General features: G+C 71.0%; 21 protein-coding genes. 10 read left to right on the top strand and 11 right to left on the bottom strand.

What is annotated here, in order from left to right:
• Both HNP44_RS14265 and HNP44_RS14260 read right to left on the bottom strand, forming a co-directional pair.
• Window positions 1-1,974 (bottom strand): acyl-CoA dehydrogenase family protein, encoded by a 1,974-nt coding sequence (locus tag HNP44_RS14265; protein WP_259141114.1) that lies wholly within the window; start codon window positions 1,972-1,974, stop codon window positions 1-3.
• 51 nt (window positions 1,975-2,025) lie between these two features.
• Window positions 2,026-2,664 carry a pyridoxamine 5'-phosphate oxidase family protein gene (locus HNP44_RS14260; RefSeq protein ID WP_259141113.1) on the bottom strand — a complete coding sequence of 213 codons (639 nt, stop codon included), beginning with the start codon at window positions 2,662-2,664 and terminating at the stop codon, window positions 2,026-2,028.
• A 78-nt stretch (window positions 2,665-2,742) separates the two neighbouring features.
• Here HNP44_RS14260 and HNP44_RS14255 point away from each other — a divergent pair, with 78 nt between their 5' ends.
• Complete coding sequence (locus HNP44_RS14255; protein WP_259141112.1) at window positions 2,743-4,122, top strand: aminotransferase-like domain-containing protein; 1,380 nt, start codon at window positions 2,743-2,745, stop codon at window positions 4,120-4,122.
• On the opposite strand, the gene HNP44_RS14250 is transcribed toward HNP44_RS14255, so the two are convergent.
• Together HNP44_RS14250 and HNP44_RS14245 are read right to left on the bottom strand one after the other, a co-directional pair.
• Window positions 4,100-5,593 (bottom strand): carboxylesterase/lipase family protein, encoded by a 1,494-nt coding sequence (locus HNP44_RS14250; RefSeq protein ID WP_259141111.1) that lies wholly within the window; start codon window positions 5,591-5,593, stop codon window positions 4,100-4,102. The genes HNP44_RS14255 and HNP44_RS14250 overlap by 23 nt on opposite strands.
• A gap of 2 nt (window positions 5,594-5,595) precedes the next feature.
• A complete protein-coding gene (locus HNP44_RS14245; protein WP_259141110.1) occupies window positions 5,596-7,014 on the bottom strand; it encodes a WS/DGAT/MGAT family O-acyltransferase in 1,419 nt (472 codons plus the stop codon).
• A 367-nt stretch (window positions 7,015-7,381) separates the two neighbouring features.
• On the opposite strand from HNP44_RS14245, the gene hemL reads away from it, so the two are divergent.
• From hemL to ccsB, 6 genes are read left to right on the top strand one after another with little or no spacing between them, the layout of a single operon-like run.
• Window positions 7,382-8,713 carry a glutamate-1-semialdehyde 2,1-aminomutase gene (hemL, locus tag HNP44_RS14240; protein ID WP_259141109.1) on the top strand — a complete coding sequence of 444 codons (1,332 nt, stop codon included), beginning with the start codon at window positions 7,382-7,384 and terminating at the stop codon, window positions 8,711-8,713.
• Window positions 8,714-9,343 carry a histidine phosphatase family protein gene (locus HNP44_RS14235; protein WP_259141108.1) on the top strand — a complete coding sequence of 210 codons (630 nt, stop codon included), beginning with the start codon at window positions 8,714-8,716 and terminating at the stop codon, window positions 9,341-9,343.
• Window positions 9,340-9,930, top strand: coding sequence for a TlpA disulfide reductase family protein (locus HNP44_RS14230; RefSeq protein ID WP_259141107.1), 591 nt, complete (start codon window positions 9,340-9,342; stop codon window positions 9,928-9,930). Before HNP44_RS14235 ends, HNP44_RS14230 begins: the two co-directional genes overlap by 4 nt.
• The gene (locus HNP44_RS14225) at window positions 9,930-10,715 is read left to right on the top strand and encodes a cytochrome c biogenesis CcdA family protein (protein ID WP_259141106.1); all 786 of its coding nucleotides are present in this window, start codon (window positions 9,930-9,932) and stop codon (window positions 10,713-10,715) included. Before HNP44_RS14230 ends, HNP44_RS14225 begins: the two co-directional genes overlap by 1 nt.
• Window positions 10,715-12,307 carry a cytochrome c biogenesis protein ResB gene (gene resB, locus HNP44_RS14220; protein ID WP_259141105.1) on the top strand — a complete coding sequence of 531 codons (1,593 nt, stop codon included), beginning with the start codon at window positions 10,715-10,717 and terminating at the stop codon, window positions 12,305-12,307. The genes HNP44_RS14225 and resB overlap by 1 nt, the downstream gene beginning before the upstream one ends.
• A gap of 2 nt (window positions 12,308-12,309) precedes the next feature.
• Entirely contained in the window at window positions 12,310-13,308 is a 999-nt protein-coding gene (ccsB, locus tag HNP44_RS14215; protein ID WP_259141188.1) for a c-type cytochrome biogenesis protein CcsB, read from the top strand.
• 79 nt (window positions 13,309-13,387) lie between these two features.
• Here ccsB and HNP44_RS14210 read toward each other — a convergent pair whose 3' ends face one another.
• Window positions 13,388-13,549, bottom strand: a complete 162-nt coding sequence (locus tag HNP44_RS14210; protein ID WP_074850913.1) for a BldC family transcriptional regulator — start codon at window positions 13,547-13,549, stop codon at window positions 13,388-13,390.
• 177 nt (window positions 13,550-13,726) lie between these two features.
• Here HNP44_RS14210 and HNP44_RS14205 point away from each other — a divergent pair, with 177 nt between their 5' ends.
• Together HNP44_RS14205 and HNP44_RS14200 are read left to right on the top strand one after the other, a co-directional pair.
• A complete protein-coding gene (locus HNP44_RS14205; protein ID WP_259141104.1) occupies window positions 13,727-14,026 on the top strand; it encodes a DUF4229 domain-containing protein in 300 nt (99 codons plus the stop codon).
• Complete coding sequence (locus tag HNP44_RS14200; RefSeq protein ID WP_259141103.1) at window positions 14,023-15,123, top strand: PLP-dependent cysteine synthase family protein; 1,101 nt, start codon at window positions 14,023-14,025, stop codon at window positions 15,121-15,123. Before HNP44_RS14205 ends, HNP44_RS14200 begins: the two co-directional genes overlap by 4 nt.
• Window positions 15,124-15,155: 32 nt before the next feature.
• Here the strand turns inward: HNP44_RS14200 and HNP44_RS14195 are convergent, their stop codons facing one another.
• Window positions 15,156-16,094 (bottom strand): SDR family oxidoreductase, encoded by a 939-nt coding sequence (locus tag HNP44_RS14195; RefSeq protein ID WP_259141102.1) that lies wholly within the window; start codon window positions 16,092-16,094, stop codon window positions 15,156-15,158.
• A gap of 119 nt (window positions 16,095-16,213) precedes the next feature.
• On the opposite strand from HNP44_RS14195, the gene HNP44_RS14190 reads away from it, so the two are divergent.
• On the top strand, window positions 16,214-17,053 hold the full coding sequence (locus tag HNP44_RS14190; protein ID WP_259141101.1) for a helix-turn-helix transcriptional regulator: 840 nt from the start codon (window positions 16,214-16,216) through the stop codon (window positions 17,051-17,053).
• Between the two features lies 1 nt (window position 17,054).
• Here the strand turns inward: HNP44_RS14190 and HNP44_RS14185 are convergent, their stop codons facing one another.
• From HNP44_RS14185 to HNP44_RS14165, 5 genes are all read right to left on the bottom strand, one after another.
• Window positions 17,055-17,930: a 1,4-dihydroxy-2-naphthoate polyprenyltransferase gene (locus tag HNP44_RS14185; protein WP_259141100.1), complete on the bottom strand. Its 876-nt coding sequence runs from the start codon at window positions 17,928-17,930 to the stop codon at window positions 17,055-17,057.
• Window positions 17,931-17,950: 20 nt separating this feature from the next.
• Window positions 17,951-19,744, bottom strand: a complete 1,794-nt coding sequence (locus tag HNP44_RS14180) for an acyl-CoA dehydrogenase (protein ID WP_259141099.1) — start codon at window positions 19,742-19,744, stop codon at window positions 17,951-17,953.
• 103 nt (window positions 19,745-19,847) lie between these two features.
• The gene (locus HNP44_RS14175) at window positions 19,848-20,993 is read right to left on the bottom strand and encodes a DUF3089 domain-containing protein (protein WP_259141098.1); all 1,146 of its coding nucleotides are present in this window, start codon (window positions 20,991-20,993) and stop codon (window positions 19,848-19,850) included.
• A gap of 34 nt (window positions 20,994-21,027) precedes the next feature.
• Window positions 21,028-22,170 carry an o-succinylbenzoate--CoA ligase gene (gene menE, locus HNP44_RS14170; protein ID WP_259141097.1) on the bottom strand — a complete coding sequence of 381 codons (1,143 nt, stop codon included), beginning with the start codon at window positions 22,168-22,170 and terminating at the stop codon, window positions 21,028-21,030.
• Window positions 22,171-22,180: 10 nt separating this feature from the next.
• A complete protein-coding gene (locus HNP44_RS14165) occupies window positions 22,181-22,576 on the bottom strand; it encodes a DUF3349 domain-containing protein (RefSeq protein ID WP_259141096.1) in 396 nt (131 codons plus the stop codon).
• Window positions 22,577-22,596 lie beyond the last annotated feature (20 nt).

Below are 22,596 nucleotides of genomic sequence, written 5' to 3'. Positions count from 1 at the left end.
TTACCGGACGGCGACGCTGTTCGCGGGGTCGAGCATCGGCACGGCGAGGGCGGCGGCGGGAATGCCGAAGGCGTCCACCAGCGACTCCGCGAGCGGGCGCGCCTTGCCGCACAGCTCGTTCACGCCGCGGCGGATCGCCTTGGCGCGCTCCACCGAGATGTGCCGGTGCATGAGGTACCAGCCGAGGTCGCGCTCGAGCAACGAGTACACGTACAGGTTGCGCATGAGCTTGAGCGCGTCGCGCGTCTCGCGGTCCTGGACGTCGGTGATCGCGTCGACGAAGGCCTCCAGCACGATCCGCTCGATGTGCGCGTCGCCCACCTTGATCAGGTGGTCCTGGGTCTCGCTGAAGACCTCGAGCGGATCCTCGTCGGGCTCCTTCGCCCGCCGCATGCGGGCGGCGGCTGTGCGCAGCAGGTGGTCCTCGCGGTTCCGCAGCAGCCGCAGCTGCGTGCCCGGGTGGGTGAGCTCGCTCTCCTCGGTGTCCTCGTCCGAGTCGTCGAGCAGCGTCTGCACCACCTGGCGAGCGGCGGTCTTCTCCAGGACGACGTCCTTGGCCATGTTCGCGACGAACCGCACCCAGCCCACCGCGTCGAGCCCCTGCACATCGCCGGCGTACGCGGTCAGCTGCTCCTTGGCGACCAGCTGGGTGAGCACCAGATTGTCGCCCTCGAAGGTGGTGAAGACGTCGATGTCGCCGCGCAGCAACGGAAGCCGGTTCTCCGAGAGGTAGCCGGCGCCGCCGCAGGCCTCGCGGGCCGCGCTGATCGCGTCCGATGCCAGGCGGGTGTGGCCGGCCTTGATCGCGGCGGCCTTGCCCTCGATCTCGCGCGCGTAGGCGGGGTCGACCGCCGCGGGGTCACCGGTCTGCAGCTCGTGGAGTTCCGCGGTGAGCTCGTTCTGCGCGATGGCGAAGGCGTAGGCCCGCGCCACCAGTGGCAGCAGCCGGCGCTGATGCGTGCGGTAGTCCAGCAGCAGCAGCTCGTTGTCGCCGCCGGGCGCGTCGAACTGGCGGCGCACCAGCGCGTACTTGGTCGCGAGGGTGATGCCGAGCCGCCCGGCGGCGCCCGCCGCGGCGCCCACGGTGACGCGGCCGCGGATCAGGGTTCCGAGCATCGTGAAGAAGCGCTTGTTGTCGGATTCGATGGGGCTGGAATAGGTTCCGTCCTCCGCGACGTCTGCGTACCGGTTCAGCAGCTCGCGTCGCGGGATGCGCACGCGGTCGAAGACGATGCGGCCGTTGTCGACGCCGGGGAGGCCGCCCTTGTAGCCGCAGTCGGACGTGGTGACGCCGGGTAGGTCGTCGCCGTTCTCGTCGCGGATCGGCACGACGAAGCAGTGCACGCCGCGGCCGGTCGGCTCCTCGCCCGGGCCGCCGGTGACGAGCTGCGCGAAGACGGAGGCCCATCGCGCGTGCTTCCCGGCGCCGCCGATGTAGTCCTTGCGGGCGCTGGAGGTGGGGGAGTGGATCTCGAACTCACCCGTCTCCGGCAGGTAGGTGGCGGTGGTCTCGAGCTCCTGCACGTTGGAGCCGTGGCCAGTTTCGGTCATCGCGAAACAGCCGAGCACGTCGAGGTCGATGAGGCCCTTGACGTACGTGTCGTGGTGGTAGTCGGTGCCCAGGTTCTCCACCGCGCCGCCGAACAGGCCCCACTGCACGCCCGCCTTGACCATCAGGGAGAGGTCGCCGTAGCCGAGGGTTTCGATCGCGGTGACCGCGGCGCCCACGTCGCCCGTGCCGCCGTGCTCGGTCTTGAAGCCGTCGGCCGGGAAGCCCAGCGGCACCATCGCCTTCATCTGGCCGAGCACGAGCTCGCGGTACTCGTCCAGGCTCAGCCCCGCCTGAGGGACCACGTTCCCGTCGTGGATCTGGTCGCGCACCACGTCCCTCGTCGCGGCCCACCGGCCGTCCAGGATGGCGCGCAGCGCTGCGGTCAGTTCGGGCGACGATGCCGGCGAGGTCGGAGCACTCATGGCCTCAACCGTACCCAGCGCGGGCGATTCGTGTCGGTTCCGAGAGGGGAATCACGAGACCGACGCGCAGCGGGCCCCGTCCTCGCTCGCGTCGAGCGCCGCCCGCACCGAAGCGGGCACCGGGAGCTCGTGGCCGGGCGTCGGATCGACGCGCGCGTAGCCCTTCCGCAAAGGCAGCACGCCGGACCAGCCGCCCTCGCTCGACGACGCTCCGCCGGTGCGCGCCTTGGCGATCCAGTTGTCGGTGGTGATCGGGAAGGTGAGAACGGTGGTCGCGGCGAGCTCCTTGCGGGTGTTGGCGCGGAGCTCCGCACTGCGCCCCGGGAGCAGTTTGTCGGTGAACGCCTCGAGCAGCTCCGCGCCGTCGACCGCCGCCGGCGTGAGCGCGCCGCGCAGCACCGCGGAGCGGTAGTTCATCGAGTGGTCGAAGGCGGTGTCGGCCACGATCAGCGCGTCGACGTGGGTCACTGTCAGTGTCGCGGGGGCGCCGGCGGCGACGTGTCGCAGCGCGCCGGCCCCCGTCGAACCGTGGAGCACGATCCGGTCGCCGAGGCGGGCGTACGCGATCGGCACGGACCACGGCAGGCCGTCGGCCACCGTCGACAGTACGGCGACCACGCCCTCGTCCAGGATCTCGTCGAGGAGGCGGCGGTCGCCGCCGCGCTGGGGATACCGGGTGAGCTTGTCCATGCAGTCCATCTTCGGGCGGATACCGGCGCAGTGGAAGATCCAGAATCAGAGAATTCTGAGAACCAGTATCCTGAGGTGATGCCCCGTCCTCCCGCGTCCCTGCCCGACTTCTGGTCGACGCTCGCGCACGGTGGTGCACTTCCGAAAGGAGCGATCGTCGACGCGATCATCGACGGGCTCGATCGCGGCGCCCTGCATCCCGGCGACCTGCTGCCCTCCTCCCGGGCCCTCGCCGCCGGGTTGGGCGTCGCCCGGAACACGGTGATCGCCGCCTACGACACGCTCGCGGCCATGGGCGTCACGGCCACGGTCCCCGGCAGTGGCACCCGGATCGCCCCGGGCACCGACCGCTTCGCGCACGCGATGCACGCCGCGCGCGCCCCGCGACGCGAGGAGGAGGCGCCGTCGGACACCTGGGAGGGAAGCTTGGTGCCGGGCGTGCCCGACGTGTCCCTCATCGACGAGCGGCGCTGGCGGCGGTCGTGGCGGCATGCGGCCGCGCTCCCGCCCACGACCTCGGCGGCGCCGCACGTCGCGACGCTGCAGGAGGCCCTCGCCGTGCACCTGCGGCGCCGGCGCGCGGTGCGGGCCGCGCCCGGCGACGTACGCCTGTTCCCGGGCGTGAACCCGGCCCTCACCGCGATCGCCGGTGAGCTCGGCACCCCGATCGCGGTGGAGACGCCCGGCTACCGGCGGGCCTTCGACGCCTTCCGCGCGACGGGCGGCGAGGTCGTGGGGGTGCCCGTCGACGCCGACGGCCTGATCGTCGACCGGCTGCCGCGCCGACGGTGCCTCGTCTACACCACCCCCGCGCACCAGTACCCGACCGGCGTGCGGCTCTCGATGGCGCGGCGGCTCGACCTCGTGGACTGGGCGCGGGAGACGGACAGTGTGATCGTCGAGGACGACTACGACGGCGAGTTCTCCTACGACGTGGCGCCGCTGCCCGCGCTGCAGACCCTCGCGCCCGACCATGTCGTCTACCTCGGCACCGCCTCGAAGGCGCTGACCCCGCAGCTGCGGCTCGCGTGGGCCGCGATCCCCGAGCCGCTGCGCGGGCTGCCGCACGCGGGGCACGGCTCGAGCGCGGGCGTCGACGGCGCCGCGGCTTCGATGCTCGCGCACTTCCTCGACTCCGGTGCCTGGGACGCCCACGTCGCGCGGGCCGCCCGCACCTACGGGGCGCGGCGTGCCGCCGTCCGGCGAGCGCTTGCCGAGCACCTGCCCGACGCGCTCGTTCTCGGCGCCGACGCCGGGCTCCACCTCACCGTGGACCTGGGCTCCGAGGCGGCGCTCGCCGCGGCGAGGGCGACGCTGACCCGGCACCGCTACCGCGTGTCGACGCTCGCCGAACACGCCCTCACACACGGCGATGTCGCCGACACCGCGCTGCTGCTGTCCTTCGCGCTGATCCCCGAGACCCGCGCCGACGCGATCATCGCGCTGCTGCGTGTGTGAACTGGTCCCAGGCGCGACGGATCTCGGGGGAGGGGTCGTAGACGATGCGGTTGCGGTCGTCGATCACCAGCGTCGCGCGGGAGGTGCCGTTGTACGTCGGCCACTCGCCGGCCGGACGGCCGGTGCGTGCGAACGTGATCCAGTCGCGCTGCATCCCGTCGGAGACGCGCATCGCGATCCGGCGGTCGCCGAGCGCGCCGAGGACCCACCCCGTCGTCCCGTGGTACACGCCGAAGACGGCCATCAGCTCCGAGGCGTGCGTCGCGCCGTAGCCCAACAGGTCCAGCGTCTTCGGGGAGAAGTCGTACCGGTAGAAGTACGTCGGCGCGTGCTTGGCGTGCGCCTGCGCGATCCGCAGCGACGGCGCCCAGAACATGAAATCGCCGATGATCCGGTTCAGCGAGGCGACGTCAGGGAAGCCGGGGTACGCCGCGGACAGCGCGGCGAAGCCCTCCGGCGTGCCGCCGACGGTGTGCGCCGCGCGGTCGGCCGACGGCTTGCCCATGCCGGGCATCTTCGTGAACAGCGTGGCCTCGGTGCGGTTCGTGCCGATGATCAGCGGCACCTGCGCGCCCCGTCCGGCCGCGATGGCGACCTCCGGATCCTCCGGGAGGTAGTCACCGTCGACCGTGGGGCCGAAGGGCACCACGCCGAGTTGCTCCCGGTTGAGCTCGCCCATGAGGCGATTGCCGGCGCGGCCCAGCTCCTCAGAGGTGGCGCTGTTGATCTGCTCGGGGCCGCCGACGATCTCCACGAAGCGCTTGCCCCAGCCGCGCGCGGTGACCGCGTCGACGGTGAGCTTCGGGGCCGAGCTCTGCGCGATGGCGCGATGGAACAGGCCCCGCGCGGCCGGCGTGGCGAGCAGCGTGGTGACGGCGTTGCCGCCCGCGCTCTCGCCGAAGATCGTGACGTTGTCCGGGTCGCCGCCGAAGGCCGCGATGTTGCGGTGCACCCACTGCAGGGCCGCGACTTGATCGCGCAGGCCGAGATTGCCGTCGATCGGGCGCTCGTCCGTGGAGAAGTCCGTCAGGTCGAGGTAGCCGAGGGCCCCGAGGCGGTAGTTGATCGAGACGAAGACGACGTCGCCCCGCTCGACCAGCGAATTGCCGTAGTACAGCGGCGTCGCCGAGCTGCCCATGAGGTAGGCGCCACCGTGGATGAAGACCATCACCGGGCGCGGCGCCGTGGCCTCCCGCGCCGGGGCGACCACGTTGAGGGTGAGCGAGTCCTCGCTGGTCGGCTGGTACTCGCGGAAGCCGATCAGCGTGTATTTCTTGTTCTGCGGCGCCGCGGCGCTGAACTCCGTCGCCGCGCGGACCCCGTCCCAGGGCTCCACCGGCTGCGGCGCCCGGTAGCGCAGCGGCCCGACGGGCGGCTGCGCGTACGGGATGCCGCGGAAGGCGTGCACCGTCCGCTGGTCGCGGCCGGAGATCTCGCCGCTGTCGATGCGCACCCGCGGGCCCTCGGTCATACTCAGCCTTCCTCGGTGCCCGCCGCGTCGACGGCCGCGACCAGCGCCGCCATGTCGCGCTCGAAGGCGCGGACGATCGGCCACGGGTCGGGCACCTGCTTCTTGCAGGCGATCACACCGATGTTCAGTGTGCCCTCCTGTGAGAAGACCGTCACGTTGAGGCCCGCGCCGTGGAAGACCGGGCCCAGCGGGTACATCGAGTGAATCCGTGCGCCCAGGAAGTACAGCGGGATGTCGGGGCCCGGCACGTTGGAGATCACCAGGTTGTAGATCACGGGGTGCAGCTCGGGCAGGTTGTTGTCGCCGTAGAGCCGGGCACCGAGCTGCATGATCGACGCCGGCGCGAACTGCGCCCAGGAGCGGAGCAGGTTGTCGTCCAGTTCGCCGTGGTGCTCCTTGCTCGTCGCGACCCGCTGGCGAATCGTCTCCAGCCGTGCGACGGGGGTGTCGACGTCCGTGGTCATCCGGGTGAACATGCCGGTGACCTTGTTGGTGCCCTCCGTGAGCGTCGCTCCGATCTCCGCCTCGTGCACGGAGACCGGGATCATCGCGACCAGCGGCTGCTCGGGGAGCTCGCCGCGGTCGTGCAGGAACTCGCGCATCGCGCCCGAGCACGCCGCCAGCACCACGTCGTTGACCTTGACATCGAAGTGGTCCTTGATCTTCTTCACGTCGGCCAGCGGCACGGAGGCGAAGGCGATCGCGCGGTGGCCCGTGATCGAGCCGTTGAGCGAGGTGCGGGGCGCGCTGAACGGGGCGGGCATGGCGGCGCCGCGGCGCGAGCGGGTCCACCAGCGGACGGGCACCGGGACGGTGCGCGGGAGCAGTGACACCAATGACAACGGCCGGAGCAGGACGTTCTTCGCCCCGTCGGCGGCGAGTGCGAGCAGGGGTGCGCCGCCGGTCGACTTGTCCACCATCGCCGGGTCGAGGGCGGGCGGCTCGGGGGTGAGCGAGCACAGCTGGGCCATGAGACCGGCGCCGGTCACCCCGTCGACGCCCGCGTGGTGCATGCGCATCATGATCGCGATCCGGCCGTCGGCCAGGCCCTCGATGACCCACATCTCCCACAGCGGCTTGCTGCGGTCCAGCGCCTGGCCCGCGATGTGCGCGCAGAGATCGGCGAGCTCCAGCTCGCCGCCGGGCGCGGGGACCGCGATGCGGTGCACGTGCGCCTCGATGTCGAAGGACTCGTCCTCGACCCAGACGGGGTGGTCGAGGTTGGCCACGGAGTCGTGCAGCTTGCGCCGGAACGCGGGCATCGCCGTGATCCGCCGCGCGAGCTCGCTGCGCAGGTCCTCGAACCGGTAGCCGCCCTCGACGGTGGCGGGGTCCAGCTCGAGCAGCCCACTCACATGCATGAGCTGGGACCTGGACTCGAGATACAAGAAGGAGGCGTCCAGTCCGCTGAGTCGTTCCATGGCGTGCCCCCAGTGGTGTCGGTGGTGATGTACAGCTCCGCTAGATGGAACCTGTTCCACCATAGAGGTGGGCGGGCGGCGGAGGGCAGGTGTCGTGCGGAAAGGGTGTGTGTGCCGGGCATACCCCCTCGCCGCGGTGACCGGGGCAGGGGGAGGCGGGGCGCGGATGGTCGACGGGCATGCGTCCCGCGCGTGGCCGACGCCGTCGGAAATGGGTTCTGAGCTGGAGGTATCGAGGGGATGTCTGGCGCTCATGGCTCGCCGTAGTAGGTGTGGACCGTCCGATCGGGTGCGGCGAGGCCGGTCCGTCGGCGATCTCCTACGCCCTGTAGTTGACGATTTGCGCGGTGATGGGAGACTGGAGGCCGTGAGTTCTCCCCTGACCCCCGGTAGCGACACTGCGGCCCCGGCCAGCGCGGCCCTGTTCGACCGCGCCGCCCGCTCGATCCCCGGTGGGGTGAACTCCCCGGTGCGCGCCTTCTCGGCCGTCGGCGGCACCCCGCGGTTCATCACCAGCGCCACGGGGTCGCAGCTCACGGACGCCGACGGCAGGACCTACGTCGACCTCGTCGCCAGCTGGGGCCCGATGATCCTGGGCCACGCGCACCCCGCCGTCGTCGACGCCGTGCAGCGCGCCGCCACCACCGGCCTGAGCTTCGGCGCTCCCACCGAAGCCGAGATCGCGCTCGCTGAGGAGATCATCGCCCGCGTCGCCCCCGTCGAGCGGGTGCGCCTGGTCAACTCCGGCACCGAGGCCACCATGAGCGCCGTGCGCTTGGCCCGCGGCGTCACCGGTCGCGCCAAGATCATCAAGTTCTCCGGCTGCTACCACGGCCACGTCGACGCGCTGCTCGCCGACGCCGGCTCCGGCGTCGCCACCCTGGGCCTGCCCACGAGCCCCGGCGTGACGGGCGCGCAGGCGGCCGACACCGTCGTCCTGCCCTACAACGACCTGACCGCCGTGCGCGAGGCCTTCGCCCAGTACCCCGGACAGATCGCCGCCGTCATCACCGAGGCCGCCGCCGGCAACATGGGCGCCGTCCCGCCGCAGCCGGGCTTCAACGAGGGCCTGCGTACGATCACCAGGGCCGACGGCGCCCTGCTCATCCTCGACGAGGTCATGACGGGCTTCCGCGTCAGCAAGGCCGGCTGGTACGGCCTCGACCCCGTGGACGCGGACCTGTTCACCTTCGGCAAGGTCATGTCGGGCGGGTTGCCCGCTGCGGCATTCGGCGGATCGGCGGACGTCATGGGGCATCTCGCGCCGCTCGGCCCCGTCTACCAGGCCGGGACGCTGTCCGGGAACCCCGTCGCCGTGGCTGCCGGCCTCGCGACGCTGCGGAACGCCACCGACGAGGTGTACGCCAAGCTCAACGCCAACTCGATCCGCCTCGGCGGGCTCATCGGCGACGCGCTCACCGCGGAGGGCGTGCGCCACCACGTCCAGTACGCGGGCAACCTCGTCTCCGTCTTCTTCGCCGACGGGCCCGTCAAGGACTACGCGCAGGCCAAGTCCGCCGAGACCTTCCGCTTCGCGCCCTTCTTCCACGCCCTGCTCGAGCAGGGGATCTACCCGCCGCCCAGCGCTTTCGAGGCGTGGTTCGTCTCGGCGGCCCTCACCGAGAACGACTTCGAGACCATCGAGGCGGCCCTCCCGGCCGCCGCGCGCGCGGCCGCCGCCGCTGAGCAGGAGCAGTAGATGACCCAGACGATCGTGCACGTCATGCGGCACGGCGAGGTGCACAACCCCGACGGCATCCTCTACGGCCGCCTGCCGGGGTTCCGCCTGTCCGACAAGGGCCGGGCCCAGGCGCAGACGGTGGCCGCCGCGCTCGCCGACCACGACATCACCGCCGTGTTCGCGTCGCCGCTGCAGCGCGCCCAGGAGACCGCGACGCCCATCGCCGCGTCGCACGGGCTGCCGATCATCACCGATGACGAGCTCATCGAGGCGGGCAACCAGTTCGAGGGCCTCAAGGTGGCCGTCGGCGACGGTGCCCTGCGCCAGCCCAAGCACTGGGCCAAGCTCCGCGACCCCTTCACCCCGTCGTGGGGCGAGCCCTACCTGCAGATCGCGCACCGCATGGTCGGCGTCGTCGACATCGCCCGCGAACGAGCCCGCGGCCACGAAGCCGTCCTCGTGAGCCATCAGCTGCCCGTCGTGACCCTGCGCCGCCACCTCGAGGGCAAGCGGCTCTGGCACGACCCGCGCAACCGGCAGTGCTCCCTCGCCTCGCTGACCAGCCTCGTCTACGACGGCGACGAACTCGTCGACATCGTGTACTCCGAGCCGGCGGGCGCCACCGACCCGCTGGTGCGCGGCGCGTGAGGCTCGCCCGCCGCGCCGTCGCCCTCGTGGTCGCCGGCGCGGTCGCCTTCGGCGCGTCCGGCTGCGTCCAGCTCTCCGACCAGGCTGCCAAGGGCGGCGTGATCGCCCCCGGCGGTAAGGTCCGGCAGTTCTACGAGCCCGGGCAGCGGAGCACGGTCGAGAACCTGTCCGGGCGCAGCGTGACCGACCAGAACACCACGATCAAGCTCTCCGACTACGCCGGCAAGGTCGTCGTCATCAACGTCTGGGGCAGTTGGTGCGCCCCGTGCCGCCTCGAATCGCCCGAGCTCGAGCGCACCTTCGTCGCCACCAAGGACAAGGGCGTGCAGTTCCTCGGCATCAACGTGCGCGAGACCGCCGGCGACGACGCCGCCCGCGACTTCATCGGCTCGCAGGGCCTGACCTACCCGTCGATCTACGACCCGCCCGGTAAGACGCTGCTGGCGATCGGTGAGCAGTACCCGACCACCGTCGTGCCGATGACCTTCGTGCTCGACCGGCAGCACCGGGTGGCCGCGTCCTATCTGACCACCGTCGGCGAGAAGGAACTCACGGACACCATCGAGAAGGTGCTGGGGGAGGGCTGATGGGAGAGGCCTTCGCCACCGCGGCCGTCTCGGGCCCGCTGCTGCTCGCGCTCGGTGCGTGCCTGCTCGCGGGGCTCGTCTCGTTCGCCTCGCCGTGCATCGTGCCGCTCGTGCCCGGCTACCTGTCGTACCTGGCCGGGCTCGTCGGGGCCGAGGCGCCCGCCGCCACCGTCGACGAGGCCCGCGCCGGCGTGCGGGCCGGGCGCTGGCGCGTCATGGGCGCGGCGATCCTCTTCGTCGCCGGCTTCACCGCCGTCTTCCTGCTGATGACGATGTCGGTCTTCGGGCTCGCCACGTCGATCCGGCTCAACGCCGACACCCTGATGCGGATCGGCGGCGTCGTCACCATCGTCATGGGCCTCGCCTTCATCGGCCTGGTCCCGATGCTCGAGCGCGACGTCCGGTTCGCGCCCCGGCAGTGGACCACGCTCGCGGGTGCGCCCCTGCTCGGCGGCGTCTTCGCCCTCGGCTGGACCCCGTGCATCGGCCCGACGCTGGCGGGGATCCTGTCCATCGTCGTCGGCACCGACGCCGAGCCCGCCCGCGGCGCGATCCTCATCGTCGCCTACTGCGCCGGGCTGGGCCTGCCCTTCATCGTCCTGGCCCTCGGGTCGACGGTGGCCGTCCGCGCCGTCGGGTGGCTGCGCCGCAACTCGCGCCGCATCCAGGTCTTCGGCGGCGTGCTGATGATCGCCGTCGGCGTCGCGCTGGTCACCGGCTACTGGGCCGAGTTCATCGACCTCGTCCGCCGCCTCTTCGTCTCCAACACAGTGATGCCGATCTGATGAGTACCCCCGTCAAGCAGTCCTCGCCCCGGCGCGCCCTCGCCGCGGTCCGCAACGCGTGGCGCTCGCTCACGTCGATGAAGACCGCGCTGGTCCTGCTCTTCCTGCTGGCCGTCGCCGCCATGCCCGGCGCGCTGCTGCCGCAGCGCGACGTCGACTCCGCCGCCACCGCGAAGTGGATCGACGACCACGGCTCGCTCGGCGAGATCCTGGACAAGCTGCAGTTCTTCGGCGTCTTCAAGTCGGTGTGGTTCACGTCGATCTACGCGCTGCTGTTCGTCTCGCTGGTCGGCTGCATCCTGCCGCGGTGCGTCGAGCACTTCCGCGCCCTGCGCACACCGCCCGTCGCGACGCCGCGCAACCTGTCCCGGCTGCCGCGGCACACCACGCGCGAGAGCGACCAGGATCCCCAGGCAGCCGCGCAGACGGTGCTCGCCGGGCTGCGCGGCTGGCGCAAGATCTCGCGGCCGGGCGGTGGAGGCGAGGCCGAGGGCGCCGTCACCGTCTCCGCCGAGAAGGGCTACCTCCGCGAGGCCGGCAACCTGGTCTTCCACATCTCGCTGGTGGGCATCCTCATCGCCATCGGCGTGGGCCAGCAGTTCTCCTACGAGGGCTCGCGCATCGTCATCGCGGGCGACGAGGGCTTCTGCAACACCTCGTCGAACTACGACAACTTCCGAGCGGGCAACCTCGTCGACGGGACCGGGCTCGCGCCCTTCTGCCTCAAGGCCGACGAGGTGCAAGCGACCTTCCTGCCGAACGCGCAGCCCGACATGTTCCGCACGATGGCCTCGTACCAGGACGGCGAGGCGCTGAAGAACGACACCTGGAAGAAGTACGCCATCGAGGTGAACAAGCCGCTCCGGATGGACGGCGTGCGCATCTACATGCTGGGCCACGGCTACGCCGGCACCTTCACCGTGACCTACCCCAACGGCGCCGTCCGCACCCAGACCATGCAGTTCGCGCCCCAGGACAAGATCAACTTCCTCTCCTCCGGCGCCCTGCGCTTCGATCCGCCCGCAGAGCTCTACCCCTCCGCGGATGAGCGGCGCACCAAGCAGATCGGGATCGAGGGCCTGCTCGCCCCCACTAAGCAGCTCGACGGGACGCTGCTCACCTCCCGGTTCCCCGCGCCGAACGATCCGGCCGTCGCGATCGACATCTATCAGGGCGACACAGGCCTCGACACCGGCAAGCCACAGAACATCTTCTCGCTCAGCCGCGATCAGATCGACTCCGGCCGGCTGTCGAAGAAGGCGCGCGTGAACCTGACCGTCGGGCAGTCGACCACGATCGAGGACGGCACCCAGGTGCGGTTCGACGGCGTGACGAACTTCGCGGCCCTGCAGGTCAGTCATAACCCGGCGCAGAACTGGACGCTGGTCTTCGCGATCGGGATGCTGGGCGGGCTCATCGTCTCGCTCACCGTGCGGCGCCGGCGGGTGTTCCTGCGGCTGACCCCGCGCGAGGGCGGCGGTACCGTGATGGAGATCGCCGGACTGGCCCGCACCGACGAGGCCGGATGGACAGAGGACTTCGAAGCACTGGCCGACCGTCTGGTCGGCTCCAACGGTGAGAAAGTGGCGTGACCATGGGAACCGAGACGAACGTCGACCTGGCGAACTTCGCCGACGTGCTGTTCACCAGCGCGACCGGGATCTACGCGCTCGCGCTGGTCCTGATGGTCGTCGAGCTCGCGACGTCGCGGGTGGACGCGACGGCCGCACGCGACCGCAAGCGGGAGCTCGTCGCTGCCGGCGGCGGACCGATCGCCACCGACTCCACCCCCGGGCGGGTCGTGGACGACGGTCCCCGTCGCACGAAGTCCGAGCGGATCGGCCGGATGGGCTACGCCCTCGTGGTCGCGGGCCTGCTCGTCCACGTCACCTCGATCGTGCTGCGCGGCGTGGCGACGGGCCGCATGCCCTGGGGCAACATGTACGAGTTCATGTCCATCATGTGCGCGGGCGCGGTCCTGGCCTCGCTGGTGCTGCTGCGCAAGCCCGAGGCCCGTCCGATCCTCGGCTTCGTGCTGGTCCCGATTCTGATCTTCATGTTCGTCGCAGAGGGCGTGCTGTACACGACCGCCGGCCCCGTGGTGCCGTCGCTGAAGTCCTACTGGCTCGCGATCCACGTCTCGATCGTGTCGATCGGTGCCGGCATCTTCCTGGTCTCCGGCGTCGCCAGCCTGCTGTACCTGATCCGTCGCCGGTTCGAGCTACCCGACGGGTCCGTCACCGTGACCTCCGGCGTCGGCGGCCGGCTGCTGCAGGCCATCCCGTCCAAGCAGGTGCTCGACCGCGTGGCGTACGGCACCGTGATCGTCGCGTTCCCGCTGTTCAGCGCTGGCGTGATCTGCGGCGCGGTCTGGGCCGAGGCGGCGTGGGGCCGGCCGTGGGGCTGGGATCCGAAGGAGACCACCTCGTTCATCGCGTGGGTCCTCTACGCGGCCTACCTGCACGCGCGGGCGACGTCGGTGTGGCGGAAGGCCGCGCCCTACCTGAACCTGCTCGGCTTCGCCGTCATCGTCTTCAACCTGTTCATCATCAACTACTTCGCGACGGGCAGCCTGCACTCGTACGCCGGCTGAGCCCCCGGGTACCCCCGTACGACAAGGGCGCCGCCCCGCCGAGGATCTCGGTGGAGCGGCGCCCTTGTCGTATGCGGGGTTACGCCGTCGTGTTCTGGTTCAACAGAGCAAAGACCTCCGATGCACGGAACCGACGGTGCCCGCCGGGGGTGCGGACGGACCCCAGGAGGCCTGCACCGGCCCATCGGGTGACCGTTTTGGGGTTCACGTTGAACAGCGCGGCCACCTGGCCTGGGGTCATGAGGCGCTCGGGCTGACGGGGAACAGCGGCCCGGGGGTCCGCTGCGCGCTGGGCGAGGTTCGGGTGTGCCGTGGTCATGATGCCCAGTATGCAGCGATTTGCCCGAGTACTCGAACCTCTATCCGAGTGTCAAGAATTGGTAAAGTCGTATTTCGGACGGGGAGTAAACTGTGCCCCATGACCGATACGGGTACGGCCACACGGGCCCTGGCACGCGACATCTTTTTCTATACGCTGTTCCGCCTGGGGCTCGTCGTCGCCGTCTTCGCGGCGCTCTACGGGATCGGGATGTTGTTCCTCGACGAGGTGCCGCCCATTCCTGTCTTCCTGTTCGCACTCGTGGTCTCGCTGCCGCTGTCGATGGTGCTCGGCAAGAAGTTGCGGACGCGCGTGAACGAGAGCGCCGCCGTGATCGACGAGGCGCGCAAGGAGAAGCGCAACGACTTCCGGCGGCGGCTGCAGGGCGTGGACGAGTGACGACCGTCGTGCACGACCGGTCCGCGGACCGGTCCTGGGTCGACAACGCCGTCCGGCTGATCGAGGCCGACGCGCGGCGCAGCGCCGACACCCACCTGCTGCGCTTCCCCCTGGAGGGGTGGGCGCGGGGCGCGGGGATCGACCTGTACCTCAAGGACGAGACCACGCACATCACGGGCAGCCTGAAGCACCGTCTGGCCCGCTCGCTGTTCTTGTACTCCCTGTGCAACGGGTGGGTGCGCGAGGGCACGACGGTGATCGAGGCCTCGTCGGGCTCGACCGCGGTGTCCGAGGCGTACTTCGCCAAGCTGCTGGGCCTGCCGTTCATCGCGGTGATGACGAAGACGACGTCGCCCGCGAAGGTGGCGCTCATCGAGCGCGAGGGCGGCACGTGCCACTTCGTGGACCGCGCCGACGAGGTGTACACCGAGGCCGCCCGGCTCGCGGAGGACCGCGGCGGCCACTACATGGATCAGTTCACCCACGCCGAGTGCGCGACGGATTGGCGGGGCAACAACAACATCGCCGAGTCGATCTTCTCGCAACTCTCGCTGGAGGATCACCCGGAGCCGGCGTGGATCGTGGTCGGCGCGGGCACCGGCGGCACGTCGGCGACCATCGGCCGCTACATCCGCTACCGCCGGCACGCCACCCGACTGTGCGTGGTGGACCCGGAGAACTCCAGCTTCCTGCCCGGCTACATCGCCGGGGACTGCACGGTGCAGACGGGGCAGTCCTCCCGCATCGAGGGCATCGGCCGTCCGCGGGTGGAGCCCTCGTTCATCCCGGAGATCGTCGACCGGATGGTGGGCGTGCCCGATGCCGGCTCGATCGCCGCGGCGCGGATCGCCTCGTCGATACTCGGCCGCCGCGTGGGCGGCTCCACCGGCACGAACCTGTGGGGCGCCTTCGGTGTGATCGCCGAGATGCTGCAGGCCGGCCGGTCCGGCAGCGTCGTCACCCTTCTCGCCGACGACGGTGACCGCTACCTCGACACTTACTTCGACGACGGCTGGGTGCAGTCGCGCGGCTTCGACCTCATCCCGCCGACCCTGACCGTCGAGCGCTTCCTGGCCGACGGGTCCTGGCGGGAGTAGGGCCGAACGTCCGCCGCCCGCGGTCGCCGGAGTCAGGCCGGGAAGGCGACCCCGGTCATGCCCTCCGAGATCAGCCACATGCGGCGGGCCTCCTCCTCGCTGCGGATCCTGCTGTAGAGGGGCTGTTCTGCGGGCGGGCCCCCGAGGTGCATGAAGCCCTTGGGGCCGTACAACCTGCCCGTCGCGTCCGGCGTCGTCGCGGCCAAGAGGGCGGGGAGGGCGGCTGTCTCCGCGGTACCGACCACGAGCCCCAGTGCCGACAATCGGCGGATGACCCGCACCCCCAGGGTGTCACCGTCGCGGCCGATCTCCGGTCGCGCCGCCAGGAGGTTGGTCGGGGCGACGCCGGGGTGGGACAGATTGCTGGTGATGCCCCAACCGCGCTCCCGGCTCACCCGGTCCAATTCGAGGCCGAACAGGCCGAAGGCGATCTTGGACTGGCTGTAGGCGCCGGAGCCGTTGTACGACGTCTCCCAGTTCAAGTCGTCCCAGTTGATGGACCTCTCGTTGGCGGCGATGCTGATCTGCGACGTGACGCGGGCCTGCCCCGCGCGGAGCAGCGGCAACAGGTGCGCTACCAGCGCGACATGGCCGAGGTGGTTGGTCCCGAACTGAAGCTCGAAACCGTCGGCGGTCGTCTGCCGGGTGGGCGGGGTCATCACGCCGGCGTTGTTGATGAGCAGGTCGATGGGGCGGCCGTCGTCGAGCAGTGTGCGGCCGAGCGCCTCCACCGACGCGAGGGACGACAGGTCGAGGGGGAGTGTGGAGACGGTCGCCGCCGGCACCGCGGCGCCGATCGCGGCGACCGCCGCCTCGGCCTTGGCGGCGTTCCGCGCGGGCAGGACGACGTCCGCGCCGGCCGCGGAGAGGCGGCGCGCGATGCCGAGGCCGATGCCGTCGGTGCCGCCGGTCACGACGGCGCGCTTGCCGCTGAGATCGGGAAGGGGGAGGTCGATCGGTGCTCGGTTCATGGCTGCCAGCCTCGCAGTGCCGCGGATGCTCATCCAGGGACCGTCGATCCCCGGATGAGAGCGTCCAGCGAGCGTCGCGATCGGTCCGGCCCCAGTACCGTCGTCGGCAGGAGGTGCGGATGATCGACCGGGAAGGGCTCGCGGAGTTCCTCCGCCGGCGGCGGGAGGCCCTGCAGCCGGAGGACGTGGGGCTCCCTCGAGGGCAGCGGCGGCGGACGCAGGGCCTGCGGCGGGAGGAGGTTGCGGCGCTGTGCCACATGTCGGTCGACTACTACACCCGGCTCGAACGTCAGCGCGGCCCGCACCCGTCGCCGCAGATGATTGCGGCCATCGCGCAGGGCCTGCATCTGAGCCTCGACGAGCGCGACCACCTCTTCCGGTTGGCGGGGCAGCATGCGCCGCCCCGGGGCGCGACGGGCGATCACATCGGTCCCGGGTTGGCCCGCGTGCTCGATCGCCTGTCCGACACCCCGGCGGAGATCGTCACCGAGCTGGGGGAGACCCTGCGTCAGACGCCGCTCTCGGTGGCTCTGACGGGTGACACCACCGGCTACACCGGACCCGAGCGCAGCGTCGGGTACCGGTGGTTCACCGACCCGGCGAGCCGCGCGATCCACCATCCGGACGACCACGCGTTCCTGTCGTCGATGTTCGTCTCGGGCCTGCGTGGGGTGGCGGCGCTCCGGGGGCCAGGTTCCCGCGCGGCGGAGTACGCGGAGCTGCTGCTCGAGCGCAGCGCGGAGTTCGCGACGCTGTGGGAGGCGCATCCGGTGGGGATCCGCCCGAACGCGGTGAAGCGATTCATCCACCCGGACGTCGGGGCGCTCGAGCTGGACTGCCAGCACCTCGTGGACCCGGAGCAGTCGCACCTGCTGCTCGTGTACACCGCGAAGCCCGGATCGGAGAGTTACGACAAGCTGCAATTGCTCTCTGTCGTGGGCGCCGCGGCACGCGGCTGACTCAGGCGCCCACGAACAGCCCGACCGCGGCGCCGATGGACCAGACGAGCATCGCCAGGCCTGTCTGGGCGAGGGCGGGGATGAGGGCGGGGCCCCGGCCGCCGCGGGCGACGGGCAGGGCGGCGCGCACGGCGAGCGGGGCGGAGGCGAGGGAGAGAAGCGCCCACGGGGTGGCGACGGCCGCAAGGGCCAGGCTCAGCATCGTCGGGACCGCGACGAGGACCGAGAACAGGACGCGGGTCCGGAAGTCGCCGAGGCGGACGGCGAGGGTGATCTTTCCGGACTCGCGGTCGGTGGGGATGTCGCGCAGGTTGTTGGCGACGAGTACCGCGGAGCTGTACGAACCCACCGCGCACGCCGCGAGCACGCCGGACGCATCGATCCGCCCAGCCTGCACGAATTCCGTGCCCAGCACGGCGATCAGGCCGAAGAAGACGAAGACCGCGATCTCGCCGAAGCCGAGGTAGCCGTAGGGCTTCTTCCCGCCCGTGTAGAACCACGCCCCGGCAACGCACACCAGGCCCACCAGGATCAGCCACGGCGCTGAGGTCAGAGACAGCACCGCACCGGCCACACCGCCAACACCGAAGCACGCGAACGCCGCGCGCTTGACCGCCGCGGGGGAGGCCAGCCCGGACCCGACGAGCCGCAGCGGGCCGACGCGCTCGTCGTCGGTGCCGCGGATGCCATCGGAGTAGTCGTTGGCGAAGTTCACGCCCAGGATCAGCGACAGCGACACCACCAGCGCGAGCAACGCCTTCCACCAGACCGCGTCGCCGAGGAAGCCCGCCGCCCCCGTACCCGCGATCACCGGAGCGATCGCGTTCGGGAGCGTGCGGGGGCGGGCCCCTTCGAGCCACTGCGCTGCGGTTGCCATGCGCCCAGCCTATGCAGCCGCTAGAGGACGGAGGTGTCCAGGTCGAGCGTGGTGCGGTCGAGCTTCGCCAGCAGGTCGAACTCGGTGTACGCCTTCGGTAGCTCGTACACGAAGAAGTACTGGGTGGCAGCCCGCTTGCCGCGGTAGAAGGCATCGGACTTCGCCGTGCCGTCCTCGGCGTAGGTGGCGAGCGCCTGGTCCAGCCACAGCCACGCCACCACGACGTGCCCGAGGCCGTCGAGGTAGGAGGTGGCGTTCGCCAACGACAGCGCGGGGTCGCCCGTGCCGCCGAGCGTCATCGTGACCTCGACCGCCCGCTGCGCGGCGGCCCGGAGTGCGGCCGCGTGCGGCGCCAGGTCCTCGACCTTGTCGGCGTGCGCGGCCGTCGCCTCGATGCGCCCCAGCAGCGCGCCGAAGGCGGCACCGCCGTGCTGCGGCACCTTGCGGCCGAGCAGGTCCAGGCCGTGGATGGCCTTGGCGCCCTCGTGAATCGCGTTGAGCCGATTGTCCCGGTAGAGCTGCTCGACGTTGAACTCGCGCGTGTAGCCGTAGCCGCCGTGGATCTGAATGGCGTAGTCGTTGGCCTTCGTGGCCCACTCGCTCGGCCAGCTCTTGATGATCGGCGTGAGGAAGTCCAGCAGCTGCCCGGCGGCCGTCCGCTCTTCCTCCGACGGTGCGGTGTCCGCGTCGTCGACGAGGCGCGCGCCGAACAGCGCGAGCGCCAGCCCGCCCTCGACGTAGCTCTTCTGCGCGAGCAGCATCCGACGCACGTCGGGGTGCTCGATGATCGGGACCTGCGGCCCCGTCGGGGCGGTCACGGGCCGGCCCTGCACGCGGGTCTTGGCGTACTCGAGCGACTGCAGGTAACCGGTGTAGCCGATCGACGAGGACGCCAGGCCCACGGCGACGCGCGCCTCGTTCATCATCTGGAACATCTGGACCAGGCCGCGGTTCTCTGTTCCCACCAGGTAGCCGGTGGCACCGTCGAGCGAGAGCAGGCAGTTGGTGGTGCCCTTGTTTCCCATCTTGTGGTTCAGGCTCACCAGGTTCACGGCGTTGCGCTCGCCGACCGACTGGTCGTCGTTCACCAGGTACTTCGGCACGATGAACAGCGAGATGCCCTTGACGCCGTCCGGCGCGCCCGGGACCTTCGCGAGCACCAGGTGCACGATGTTCTCGGACATCTCGTGGTCGCCGCCGGTGATCCACATCTTGGTGCCGGTGATCGCGTAACTGCCGTCCTCGCGAGGCTCGGCCTTCGCGCTGATGTCGGCGAGTGCGGAGCCGGCGTCGGGCTCCGAGAGGCACATGGTGCCGGTGAACCGGCCCTCGATCATCGGCTCCAGGTAGAGGCGCTTCTGCTCGTCCGTGCCGAAGGACCGGATCACGTTGCCGTTGCCCAGGGTCAGGCCTGAGTAGACGGTGGTGGAGACGTTCGCGGCCTGCATCCATGCGAAGGCAGCCTTGCTGATCAGCGAGGGCAGGCCGATACCGCCCTCCTCAGCGGGGAGTTCGCCGAAGGTCAGGCCCGAGGCCGCGATCGCGTCGAGTCCGGCCTTGGTCGCGGGGAGCGTCTTCGCGGTGCCGTCGGGCTGGATCGTCGGCTCGTTGGCGTCCGCGTCCTTGTAGTGGTTCGACAGCTTCTGGACGGCGATGTCGGCGGCCAGGTCGAGCGCGGCGTCGAAGGTCTCCTTGGAGTGCTCGGCGAAGGCGTCGCGCTTGGTCAGCTCCTCGGCGTTCAGCCATTCGTAGAGCAGGAAGTCGACGTCGCGGGGGTTGAGCAGCGGGGTCTGCGCTGCGATGTTCTGCTTCACGGTTCTCCGATCGGGGCTGTTACTGCGGAGCTATCTTACTCGGCGGTAACCTTACCCGAGATTCCTTCAACCATGAATATTTGTGACGTCGGTCAACCCGCGCTCACCGGGCGCGCCACGCCGCCGACTGTTGCGTCGCGATCGAGACCAGTCGGTCGAGGCCGAAGTTCACGTCCAGCAGGTGCGTGCCCATCAGCGGTAGCTCGTTGAGCGGTTGCGGCACCGTCAGCCGGATCCGGTACATGCTGTGCCGGTTGACGTCCGAGCAGCTTCCCACGCCGCGGCTCTTGCTGATCGTCCAGGTACTGTCCGACGTGGGTAGGGCCTCGGGGAACGTCGTGTAGTCCATGAGTACGGAGATGATCCCGAAGGCGTAGCGCTCGCTCGGCACCGTCACGCCGACGGAACCGGAGTCGCCGGACAGTGGGCCGGGGTCGGTGCAGGCGACGTGCTTGCCCGCGCCGACCGGCAGCTCCATGGTCTGGGAGAGGATGTCGAGGTCGGTGTTGCCGAACATCGAGATCACCGGCGCCGCGGTGTCGGTGGAGTAGGCGACCGCGCAGCCGAACTCACCGCGCCGGGTGCACAGCGGGATGTTCTGGAAGTCGCCACCGGTGGTGCTTCCCGCGGCGGTGGTCACGTTGCCGCCCATGAGGAAGGCGCCGACCAGGCGGTTCCGGACCGCGGCGTTGCCGTCGATCTCCTCGCGGATCAGCTTGCGCAGCATCATCGTCCCCTGCGAGTGCCCGATGAGGACGACGCCGCGGCCGCCGTTGTCGCGGGCCAGGTACTCGCGCCATGCCGTCCGCACGGCGTCGTACGCGGTGTCGACGACCGGCTTGAGGTGCATCAGCATCGTGGGCGCGAGGCCCGTGAGGGTGATCTGCGGGTAGATCGGCGCGAAGACGCGGCACATCGACCCGAACCGCGCCGCCTGGAAGCGGGCGATCGAGTCCACCTCGGGCATGCGCACCGGGTTGGCGTTGAGCGCGACCTGGTTCGTCACCGTCGGATAGACGTAGAAGCAGTCGACGGCCTTCTCGTTGTCGGTCACCCGTCGCGCCGGTGTGACCGTCCCCGTGCCGAGGTCGGTGGTGTCGGTCGGGAGGGTGCACGGGTTCGCGGTGCCGGGCCGGCACATCCACGTCGTCGACGGTGCGCCCTGGGCCGCGCCCGCCGCCAGGCCCGCGCCGAGCGCGAGGGTCGCCGATACCGCTGCGAGGCGCCGGAGAGCGCGCTGAAGGATCATGCGCCGACGATATACCGAGGGTTTTGAAATTCTCTCAGTATTCGTAGAATCGATCGACCAACGCCCGCCGGTCGATCTTGCCCGGCCCGCGCCGGGGCAGCTCGTCGACGAGGTACAGCGCCCGTGGGGCCGCCGTCCGGTCCAGTTCGGCCTCGACGGCCGCGCGCAGCAGATCGACGGTGACCTCCGCGCCCGGCCCCGGGACGACCGCCGCGGCCACTCGCTGGCCGAGCCGCGGATCGGCCTGCGCGAAGACGGCGACCTCGGCGACCCCGGGCACCCGGGCGAGCACCGCCTCCACGACCTGGGGCAGCACCGTCAGGCCGCCGGTGGAGATGGCCTCGTCGAGCCGGCCCGTAACGGCGAGGACGCCGTCCGTGAGCGTCCCGGCGTCATCGGTGCGGAACCATCCGGGCTCGGCGAAGGCGGGGTGCTCGGGGAGGTTCCGGTAGCCGAGGGCCACCGTCGGGCCGCCGAGCACCACGCGCGATTCCGGGCCGTCCAGGCGGATCTCGACGCCCGGGAGGGGTGCACCGTCGTACACGCAGCCCCCGGCCGTCTCGCTCATCCCGTACGTGCGGACCATGCGGATACCGGCGGCGAGCGCCGCCTCGCGGACGGGGACGGGGCAGGCCGCACCGCCGATGAGTACCCCGTCGAACCGGGCCAGCGCCTCCGTGGCGGACGGGTCGGCGAGGACCTTGACCAGCTGGGTCGGGACCAGGGAGACGTACCGACGGTCCGCGGTCATGCGCGCGTGGGCCGCGGCGAGGGCGGCGGGGTCGAAGCCGGCGCGCACGTCGAGCTGGGTGGGCGCGTGGCCCGCGGCGAGGGAGCGCAGCATCACCTGCACGCCCGCGACGTGCTGCGGCGGCATTGCGAGCAGCCATTGCCCGGGCCCGCCGAGCCGCGCGTGCGTGCCCGCGGCGCTGGCGACCAGGGCGCCGCGGGTGAGCATCGCGCCCTTGGGTGTGCCCGTCGTGCCGGACGTCGCGACGACGAGGGCCACGCGCTCGTCGATCGGGGTGTCGGCGGCGAGCGCCTCGGTGAGCCGGGCGGTCTCGCGCGGATCGTGCGCGGGCACCGGCAGCCACGCGGGCGCCGTGCCCTCCAGGAGAGCGGTGAGCTGCGGCAGGGCGGATTCGACGGTGTCGATCGGTAGCGGCTCCAGGTTCACGACGTCGAGGCTACTGCGCGGTGTCCGACCGGCCCGGCTCGTCCGGGCCGTCGGGGCCGTGCCCGTTCCGGGGGCAGCCCTCGGGGTTGAGCGGGGCGTCATCGAAGGGCCAGCCCTTGCGCTCGAGGCGCTCGCGGACGCGGGTGATGTCCTTCTCCAGCGGCATCTCGCGGGTGTGGCCGCTGATGGCGACGCCGGCGTCGACGCGGGTGATGGGCTCGACCCCTTCGGGGGTGAGGTGCACCTCGTCGATCAGCTCCCGAGTGACCTGCTTGACCTCGTCCTTCGTCAGCTGACGGTCGAGAAGCGCGAGGAGGGGCTGGTAGTCGGTGCTGGGCACCCCGTCGGGGTACCCGGCGCGCAACCAGTCCACGATCTTCGCGAGGAAGCCTTGGCTTGAACTCACCTGCGAGAACACCTCCGATG

It is taken from the genome of Tsukamurella ocularis (assembly GCF_024807615.1).
Classification (GTDB): domain Bacteria; phylum Actinomycetota; class Actinomycetes; order Mycobacteriales; family Mycobacteriaceae; genus Tsukamurella; species Tsukamurella ocularis.
This window is presented reverse-complemented; position numbering and strand designations above follow the sequence as displayed.